General features: G+C 57.4%; 8 protein-coding genes and 2 pseudogenes. 2 read left to right on the top strand and 8 right to left on the bottom strand.

The features are described 5' to 3' along the window. On the bottom strand, window positions 1-255 hold a 255-nt coding region (locus tag GCT13_RS45865), incomplete at its 3' end, for a transposase (protein ID WP_321574243.1). Window positions 256-353: 98 nt separating this feature from the next. After that, a complete protein-coding gene (locus tag GCT13_RS45860) occupies window positions 354-584 on the bottom strand; it encodes a hypothetical protein (RefSeq protein WP_087740481.1) in 231 nt (76 codons plus the stop codon). Between the two features lie 163 nt (window positions 585-747). Here GCT13_RS45860 and GCT13_RS45855 point away from each other — a divergent pair, with 163 nt between their 5' ends. Continuing rightward, window positions 748-948, top strand: coding sequence for a hypothetical protein (locus tag GCT13_RS45855; protein ID WP_152768235.1), 201 nt, complete (start codon window positions 748-750; stop codon window positions 946-948). Window positions 949-1,122: 174 nt separating this feature from the next. Here the strand turns inward: GCT13_RS45855 and GCT13_RS45850 are convergent, their stop codons facing one another. The 6 genes and pseudogenes from GCT13_RS45850 to GCT13_RS45830 all read right to left on the bottom strand — a co-directional run bounded on the left by GCT13_RS45850 (window position 1,123) and on the right by GCT13_RS45830 (window position 8,539). Next, on the bottom strand, window positions 1,123-2,064 hold the full coding sequence (locus GCT13_RS45850; protein WP_143811249.1) for an HNH endonuclease family protein: 942 nt from the start codon (window positions 2,062-2,064) through the stop codon (window positions 1,123-1,125). Then, window positions 2,057-3,769 (bottom strand): AAA family ATPase, encoded by a 1,713-nt coding sequence (locus GCT13_RS45845; protein WP_160111899.1) that lies wholly within the window; start codon window positions 3,767-3,769, stop codon window positions 2,057-2,059. Before GCT13_RS45845 ends, GCT13_RS45850 begins: the two co-directional genes overlap by 8 nt. 534 nt (window positions 3,770-4,303) lie before the next feature. Beyond that, window positions 4,304-5,698 carry a UvrD-helicase domain-containing protein gene (locus tag GCT13_RS45840; protein ID WP_087740307.1) on the bottom strand — a complete coding sequence of 465 codons (1,395 nt, stop codon included), beginning with the start codon at window positions 5,696-5,698 and terminating at the stop codon, window positions 4,304-4,306. After that, window positions 5,691-7,262 (bottom strand): ATP-dependent nuclease, encoded by a 1,572-nt coding sequence (locus GCT13_RS45835; RefSeq protein ID WP_218274613.1) that lies wholly within the window; start codon window positions 7,260-7,262, stop codon window positions 5,691-5,693. The genes GCT13_RS45840 and GCT13_RS45835 overlap by 8 nt, the downstream gene beginning before the upstream one ends. 15 nt (window positions 7,263-7,277) lie before the next feature. Then, window positions 7,278-7,415, bottom strand: a pseudogene (locus tag GCT13_RS51535) (AAA family ATPase); the annotation flags it as partial. A gap of 230 nt (window positions 7,416-7,645) precedes the next feature. Next, entirely contained in the window at window positions 7,646-8,539 is an 894-nt protein-coding gene (locus GCT13_RS45830) for a DEAD/DEAH box helicase (protein WP_152768234.1), read from the bottom strand. A gap of 74 nt (window positions 8,540-8,613) precedes the next feature. Between GCT13_RS45830 and GCT13_RS45825 the strand changes: the two are divergent. Continuing rightward, a pseudogene (locus GCT13_RS45825) lies at window positions 8,614-8,829 on the top strand (IS630 family transposase); the annotation flags it as partial.

Raw genomic sequence — 8,829 nt, 5'->3', positions numbered from 1 at the left:
CGTGCGTGTCTTATCGAAAATCGTGCCGGATGTCACTGTCCCAGGATGTCGGCAGGTGCGGCAGATCAGGCGCCCGCGGCTGCTCCTATACGGGTCCCGTTTGGTTGCGCAACTGGGGCAGACGAACCCCTCCGGCCAACGCAGCCGCTCAAGATAGCGCGCACACTCCTCCTCGGTGACAAACCAGTCTTCAAACTGGCTCCACGTCCGAGGGTAGTCGACGCCGGCGGTCGGGGTAGGCTGGAATTCGCTCACACCGACATTTTCTCTCAGGTGGTGCTAAGTGGATAGCCCTTATATTCATACAGTATTCGAGACATCTCGTGATCCGTCGTATCTTGCCGGAAATGCCATCACCAACGCTGGTAGAGCTGCGTCAGTTGTGGCGTCGGCACGGGTCCGGTGACCAGTACGACGAGGCAGTTCGGCGGCTGATAGTTGACGTCGTACGGATGCGAAAGCTCGTCGCGGAGATGGATGGACTCTGCGGAGCGGTTCAGAGAGCCTGGCGCGACGAGACGCGCTCGAACCTGGTTGCGCTCGAGCGCCTGCGCATCCTCTTCAACGACGAGCGTTCGCGCCAAGGGGGGCTCTCGTCGGAATCGCCTCCGGCACCGGCCGACGCTATGAAGCGCTTTCCTTGAGAAACAGATACGGCGGGACCGTGACTACATGATGCACTTGATTTTCGGCAACGTACCGATACATCGAGTAACACACCATTGACAGCATTGCACCGAACACGCGATGGAAACTGATCTTTACAAGGGATATGCGATCTACGGGCACTCGATTCACGAGGGGGAAGCCTTTGCCTCGAGTGGGACTGTCATCCAGGCGGGGCGAGTTGTTGGGACCAGCGGCGTGCTCGAGTTCTTCCGCACGGAAGACGATGCGATGGCGGCCGGCATCGCCTGGGCTCGTGAGTGGGTTGACACCAACGGTTGACCAAAGCGATTTGGAACTTCTGCAAGACGGACCTCGAATCCTGCTGTGTTGAGGTCCATCCCGCCGTGAGGCAGTCCTCTGTGCGTTGACGTCGGCCACGACCGTCGAGGTCCGAGCCGGCGGCGACCCGATAGTGGCAGGATCGGCGTTTCCCCACAAATCGCACGAACCGCCTTAGATGACGATTTCATAGTCGTCCTCGTCTTCATCATCAACGTCGTCGTTGATCTGCCGAGGCACAATTCCTGGCCGATCGCCTGCCAGCCACTCTTTGGCAAACGCGAAGCAAGCAGCAGAGTAAGGTTTGTTGTGTTTGACGAAATTACTCAGGATATCGTCGAGCAGTGTCTTCGCCTCCATCAGGGTCGCTTCCTTATCAGCTTCGGACGCCATCTTGTCCGCTGACATTACCAGCCTTCGCCAAGCGAATAGCTCCCGTTCCAGTGAAGTCAATCTGGCCGTACGCGCCGCGACCAACCGTCGGCGGTTCAGGCCGAAGCCTTCTATTGTCGCCTCCGCTTTCATCAAACCAATAGGGTCGAGCTCGGCAGGACGAACAAAGGACCGGGTTCGCTCACCAAAACTGCCGACAGTAAACTCAAGGTAACGATTTGGATCATCGAGCGTCGGATTGATGAGTAGCGGCGATTCTGTATGGAGGTATCCCCTCGAAGGGGCACACCCCTGACCCGGCATCAAGGGGAAGTAGTTTCCCTTCCCGAGTTTCCTCACAGATCCGTCGGGCAGAAAATGATCAGTTTCCGTGTTGCAATCACTACATGCGGGAAGTAGGTTTGTCCATTCCGATGCGAGCCACCAATAACCAATTGTAGCCACCGGGGCTCGTGTCAGCTGCACTCCCCCCTTGGGCCGAAAATGCTCAACCTGGACCCCTTGATTCACGAATCTCGACTCGCAGTACGCGCACTTCTTTTCAAAAATCGCGTTAAGCGCCTGCTTCACCTCCGCGTCTCGGTAAATATGAAAGCCGGGGAACGCCGGGAAGCCACCAGGTGTCGTCGCGTAGTAACCGGAAGCGCGGCTTTGCTCGTTCGTCGCGCGGTCGCCTTGTAAAATCTCAGGTTCGCTACCAAACGGCCGGTCTCGTTTAATCACCTAGCAACCCCTTGTACTCTTGGTTACTTTGCACGAGCTCTTCGATGAGCTTGATCGCGTCCTCCGACAGTTCGCCTCCCTCTCCATCTCGTAAGGTCGCGAGTTGCCTGTCTATCACGCGGTACATTATTCTCTCTCGCTGGGTCACGCCCATCATTCCTTCATCGTGCAGAGACTCTTCAAGCCCTCGCAGTTCGTCTCGCTCACGTGCGTTCAAGCGGGAATCACCCCGCGCCAGCAAATCGTAGTACCGGACAAATTCACCGTCCAGTTTCTCGTCCAACGTCGTATTGAGCCCAAACAAATCGGAAGTGAGAAGCTGATCGACGAATAGTCCGTCGATGTCACCCGGCGCAGACCGAGCTGACAGCGTCCCTTGCTCCGATGCATTTAAGATCTGGACGTCTTGTCCGCGGACGCCTCGCAGGGTCAAAGGATCGTGTGTGCTATAGATGAAATGGATCATCGGGAACGCCCGCCGCAGTCGCTCTACGATGCGGAGTCTCCAGGCCGGATGCAAATGAGCATCCAGCTCATCAATCAAGACTGTCGCTTGCGCTCCCAAAGCACTGTCCCCCCAAGAGTACACAACCTCCAGAATATCGGTCGCCAGGGAGAATATGTTCTGCAACCCGGAGCTCATTGCATCGATCGGCTGCTCGCGGCCATTTATTCGCACTTCGACCTTCGAATCTACGATGTTCACGAGCGCAGTTGGCTCCAGCATCAACTGTTGCACAAGGTCTGCTGCATCACGCAATCTTTGCCCAGCAAGCTTTGTGAACCAGCCGTGCGGCCCATTAATCTTTGCGTGCTCGTCAAAAAGCGATAGTAGACGGAAATCATTGCGTCGTTGCTTCCGCGGCAAGACTCTACGAGCCAGTAAGCGATACGCTCCGTATGCAAGAACAGGAGAAGGCGTAGAGGCGAATCCGCCAAACCTTCGACTAGTTCTATCGAACGTTAGAAGGTTGGCCTCATCGGAGTGCCAGAATTCGAGTCTTATCTCCCCAGCAGATGCGCCCTCAGAAAGAATCGTCTTCGCATCGTCGATCATCTCCGATGCGACAACAGGTCCAGCCAATGCAAGCGCCAGCGCTTGAAGCAGCGATGTTTTGCCAACACCGTTTGGCCCAACGAATGCAACCCACTGGGTGTCCTTCCCTTCCGGCATCGGAAAGTCCACCGCGGCCTCCCGGATCCCCTTGAAGTTTCGGATTTCTATTCGGCGGATCGGCCGTGCACGCCGGTGCGCTTGCCCAAGAAAATATTGCGAACCTCTCGCGTGGTTGCGCGCTTCAATCTCACGGTCAACCTCGCCCGGATTGATCGCGCCGATAGCGTCGAGGATTTGTCGAAGATGCGATTCCGATATCGAGTGCAGATCCTTCCTACGGACTCTCTTTGGCAGCAACCGATGTAGCAGAAGGGATATTGCGCCCGAAAAGCTCGCCTCAGGTGCAAGTAATTCTCTAACTTGTTCGAATGTCAGAGATGAGTTTGGCCTCTCTCTTTGTTCGAAGGCATCATTCCATTTCGAAACAAACTCACGTAGCGCATCCTCGCGGCCGTCAAGCAATTCCTGGCGATTCAGGTCAAGAAGCGAAATTGTCTCAGATCCTCGCTGTGTGAGACCATACATCCTTCCTGACGGCGCTACAGTCAAATGCTTTTCCACCCTATCGTAGGCTGGATCAATCAGCACAGGAGTCTCAGTCCGGCGTAACGATTCTAAACTCGCACCTAACTCGCCATGTCCTCTATATAGGGGAAATAGATTCCCCTTTATCGATGCGCATGCATGGCATGCATAGTAGACATTTACCCACTCCACCGCCAGCCAGCAATAGTGAAGGCGGTCTATTTTCCCCCTTCCCCGGTCTGCCGCTCGTAAAGGTCTGAAATGATCTATCCCCCAAGCATCGCTTCCAATGAGAGTGCGTCTTTTTTCACAGTAAGAGCATTTTCCATGGGTCCAGTTCTGTAACGCCTCCTGCACTTCGTATCGATCATCACTCTCCCACCTGAACTCGGGAGGCCTTCGAAAATCTGGATTTTCAAGGTATTCATGAATTTTTTTCTTGTACGACTCCGCCTTTTCGGAAGAAAAGAACTGCGGAGTGCGTGCTTGAGAACGGTTCAGTTGTCGCATTGTGTCCTATCTCTTTGATCAGATAGCGATTCTTTATTCGTAAAGGAGGCGAAGCAACCTTCAGCGGCCTCCGAGGAGGTAATAGGCTTAAAGGTCCGGCCTTTGAAAGTGCACCCAATTGTCCGGTGCGGAAACGGTCAACGAATGCGTAGCCCTGGAAATTGCAACATAGAAGAGCTTCGCCTGCGCACGTTGCTCTCGGGCGAAATGCGAGGCGTCGGGCACCACCACGTGATCGAACTCAAGACCCTTCAGTAACAATGGCGTTGATACAGTTCTCTGCGGAAGCCGGCGTCCTGCGAGGCTCGCACGCTGCCTTACTCGCTCAGCGGCCTCCGTCATCGATACACAGCGGCCAGCCGCAACGTCCGCCATGGCGCGCTCAACATCGCGCCAAAGCTCCCTGCGGTAGAGCTGGTAGCGCGCACGCCGAGGAATCAACGACAAGACTGTCGCCCCCGCCTCCGCCGCGCCAGGACCAAAAAGATCGGCTACCGCTAGCCTGATTCTCGCATTGGTTGCCAGATCGGCAAGAGTGTCCTCTTCGCCATCCTCTAGCGCCTTCACATTGACGCAATCGTCCAACAGACTCGTGATGACATCGACTCGGCTTTGACGTGAATCGCAACTATCCCAAGCTATGCAGAACTCCTGCAAACGCCTCGCGGCCACCTCCTCGATAGCCTGGTATCCGCCGCCCGCCGCGCGAGCCAGTCGGTAACAGATTCCCTTGTTGCAATGAATAGCAGCGACGCTGCCTTGAACGCCGTCGAAGCCATCGAACAACGGCCCCATATCGAACGCCGTATCGGCGCGGCGGAAGGCGACCGGTCCGACCGACAAGTCAATGCCGTCACCCCGCATCAGCCTCTCTCGAACCTCCGCAATCCATTCTCCAAGCTCCGGATTACGATTCTCCCAGCGATGAGGAACATCAAGCTCATCGACCAGGGGAAACCACGGGAAGATGGTCGTTTCCCAGTTGAGAGTCGCACCGGCGAACTCGAAGATGCCTTGCATCGGATCGCCAAAGACCAAAGTCGGGACGATGGTGGATAACGTCGTCGCAAGCTCGTGCTGCAAGCCGTTGCAATCTTGGTACTCGTCGATCAGAATGCGGTCGTAGGAGGCTTCGACCACTTGGCGAACCGCGCCAATGGCGAGAGCTCGAATGGTTCCTCTGTACAGGTCGTCCCACTGCGCTCCTTGCGGCATGCCTTCGCAGGGCTGTGCGATTCCGGGGAAGGCGTGCGCATACCGCATCGACCAGCCGGCGATTGTATCGACCACTGCCGCCGCATGTGGAACCTTCAAGCGCTTGAGTCTCGACCGGATGGCATGGACCCCGGCGTGAGTATGAGTAAGAATGAGCGTACGTCGTCCGAGCGCCGCTACCTTGGCGATCTGCTCAGTTTTTCCGTGCCCCGCCGGCGCGACAATGGCTCCTCTACTGAAGCCCAAGAGCTCTTCGGCGTCAAGCATATAACCAAGCCTCAGCAGCGGCCAGCGCCAGTGCCATCGGGGATTCGGGGCTCGTCATTGCAATGTCCCACGCAATAGGAGCGAGGCCGCGACCGATGCGTTGATCCTTGAACCACTTCTTGGCGCCGAAGACTCCCGCAATCTTTTCGCGCAACTCGCGACCATCGAACGCTGAGATCAGGTCCCACAACGCGAAATCGCCCGCGATATCTACTCGATCCAGATCCAGTGCTGCGAGAAGGTTGTCGTTGATCTTCCCGACACCACGTTCTTCGCGAGCATATTCAAGCAGACGCTGAACCTGCTCGTCACTCGCAGCAGAAAACAGTGCGTGCTCGGAGTCCAGCTCTCCTCCATATTCAAACACTGGAATCCCTACCTCATCCAGCGAGGCCGCTGCCTCCACGGTCAATGGCACGTCGGAGTCGCGGAAAACTGCGACGGAATATCCCAATTGTGCCAACCCCAATGCGATTGACACAGTTTGCCCACCGTTGCCATCCGCAACTGATGCCCCCTTGTGTTCGCACGGCATATCGTCATGACGAGGCGGCCAGAACTCCCGCAGGCCGTTAAGCATCCCCACTTCGGTCATCCCCTCGCTGACCAGGATGCGCCGAGCGAACAGCGCTCGCGGGTTGAACCGCATCAGAGCATGGATGGGATCGGGCGCCGCAGGCTTGATCACCGTAGTCGCACGATCCGGGCGAGACGTCCGACAAACGAAGAGCGACTTGGCTCCTGCCTCGGCCAAGGCCACCTCAGAATGGGTGGTAAGAATAATCTGACCGACCGGGCGATTCGCCTCTGAGGCGACGGTCTGGTCGCGTCGAAGCTGGGAGATGGCCCCCATGATGCGATGTGGCTCGAGCCCATGTTCGATTTCATCGACAAGAACGATAGCGCCTTCCGATACGGCGGACTTCTGGATCGCGAGAGTAGCTAGGCGCCTGGTTCCCAAGCCGGCCATTCGCAACGGAACCCCCTCGTCGTGCAGCGCAATGGAGCCTGCGGAAAGACCCCCGCGGCCAAGTTCCAGCCCGGGTGCGTATGCCCCCTCGACATAAGCACCCATGCCTTTGGCAAACCCTTCAGCCGCCGTCGCAGCCTCCATAAGGGCCTCGATCTCGTGGAGGCCCGCGCTGTCTCGGGCAGCCTTGTAGGCTTGTGCCAATCTGGCCGAGGCCTCCTCGTTGTTCCCGGTCAACCGAGACAGCACCGAGCCTTGACCCCACGCCAAGTGTCGGGCGTCCTCACCGGCGAGACGGACTAAACCGAAGAGTGCGCGATCGCGATTTGAGAGCGTGCGCACGTCTTCGATTCGGTCGCAGCAAATCTCCCATGCTGGTTCCAAGGTGGCATCCACGGTGAGCCGAATGGTCAGGACCGGCTCGTCGCCATCTTCAGCCTCATCGCGGATCGTCCCCTCGGCGGACCAGCCCCGAATATAAAGCCCGAACCGTTCGTCCGACTTGAGTGCCTTGGACAGCTCGCCCACAGTGACTTCGATCTCAATCGTCTTCGTAGTGTCGCCGCCGATGAAGTCCGCTTCGGTGAACGACAACCACCGCGAAGAAAGCGTTGCTTCTATCGCGTCAAGGACTGTCGACTTGCCGGAATCACCCGGGCCAATCAGACAACAGAACGATAGACTGGGGGACCAATCTAACGATGCGATGCCCCGAAAATTTGTGACTTTAAGTTGTCGTATTTGCATTTCTGTTCCTTTTGGGGCGTTCCAAGGCAGTATCCCTGTTTCATCCCGTGAGCGTCCACGGTACTTCCAAACGCCTTGAATCGATGCTCGCCATCAGTCAATCGATGTGTACGCAACCGCCGACTTCGGGTCGTGCGTCCCAAGGGATTGTCGGCGGTCGTCCGGCAGCGCTGGCGCTCCGAAGCATCTCTCGGCCCAGTCCGTGCGACCAGTCAGGCCTACTGCATCGATTACGCGGGTATTTCTTCCGGCACATTGTCCAGATGCTCTGCCAAGCGATTAAAGATACGATGGACGTCGGATGGCCCCGTCCAGAAACGACGGTCGCCGACCACATACAACCGACGCTTGGCGCGCGTAACCGCGACGTTTACCAAATTCGGTTTTGCACCAGCAAAACTGGAAATCACGCCAGGGCTGGACGGGTTGCCACCGAGTAGAAAAACCACGTGGTCGGCCTCCTTACCCTGAAAGGTATGGACTGTCCCCGCCATCCCCTTGCTCACCTCGCCGTAGCGGCGATAAAGCAGCTGCCTGATCTTGCCACCAACTGTTCGGAACGGCGTGATAACGTAGACTTTGAACTGTCCGTTCTGCTTGAGTACGCCACCCGTAAGCTGCTCAACCAATTCCATAGCGCGCAGGGCCTGTGCTTCAACCCAATGCCCGTCAGAATGCTCCGCTTGAACCTGCACCCAGCGACTCGGCCCGATACCGTCTGGACCGTCGTCATCGTTGGTGCCATAGACCATCTTGTTCTCGTACGCGATGCTATTGGCAATGCGGAACATCGGATCGAGACAGCGACGGTGGACGAGTAGCGGAGATCCCAGCCAGATACGCTCCTCTGCGTCGGGTTCCCCGAGATACATCCCGAACCGGTTCGCGCGGTCGGCCAGCGTCTGCGCAGAGGCGCGCGGAGGCGACCACTGCTTCTCGGCTGAGCAGCGTTTGAGCAACGGCGCCATCAGTTCTTGCGGCACCCCCACGACCGGCTCCAGCTGCAACGGATCTCCGACGATCACCGAACGTTTGCTGCGCCAGATTGCGCCAGCCGCCTGTTGAGGTGTCGCTTGACCCGCTTCGTCGATCATCAGCCAAGCGAGTTGCTCGCTCTTACTCATTGGTCAGTAAGTTAGGGAACAAATTCGACGAGTGCTGATCTATCGTGTCGTGTCACTCGATGGAGCCACGGACTGTGAAACGAGACGGGAGAAGTCTGGCGCACAACATCCTCGAAGAGATGCGCATGCTGGCACTTGAGCGGATGAACGATGGGGAACATCCCGATGCGGTTTCGGCGTCGTTTGGAATGCATCGTTCGTGGGCGTACAAGCTGCGAGCGAAGGCCCGGGGGCGAGGACGAGGTGTGCGTGCGTTGAGGTCGACCCAGGCGACAGGCCGCCCGCGCAAG

Source organism: Paraburkholderia franconis (genome assembly GCF_009362735.1).
In the GTDB taxonomy this organism is placed as follows: Bacteria; Pseudomonadota; Gammaproteobacteria; order Burkholderiales; family Burkholderiaceae; genus Paraburkholderia; species Paraburkholderia franconis.
This window is presented reverse-complemented; position numbering and strand designations above follow the sequence as displayed.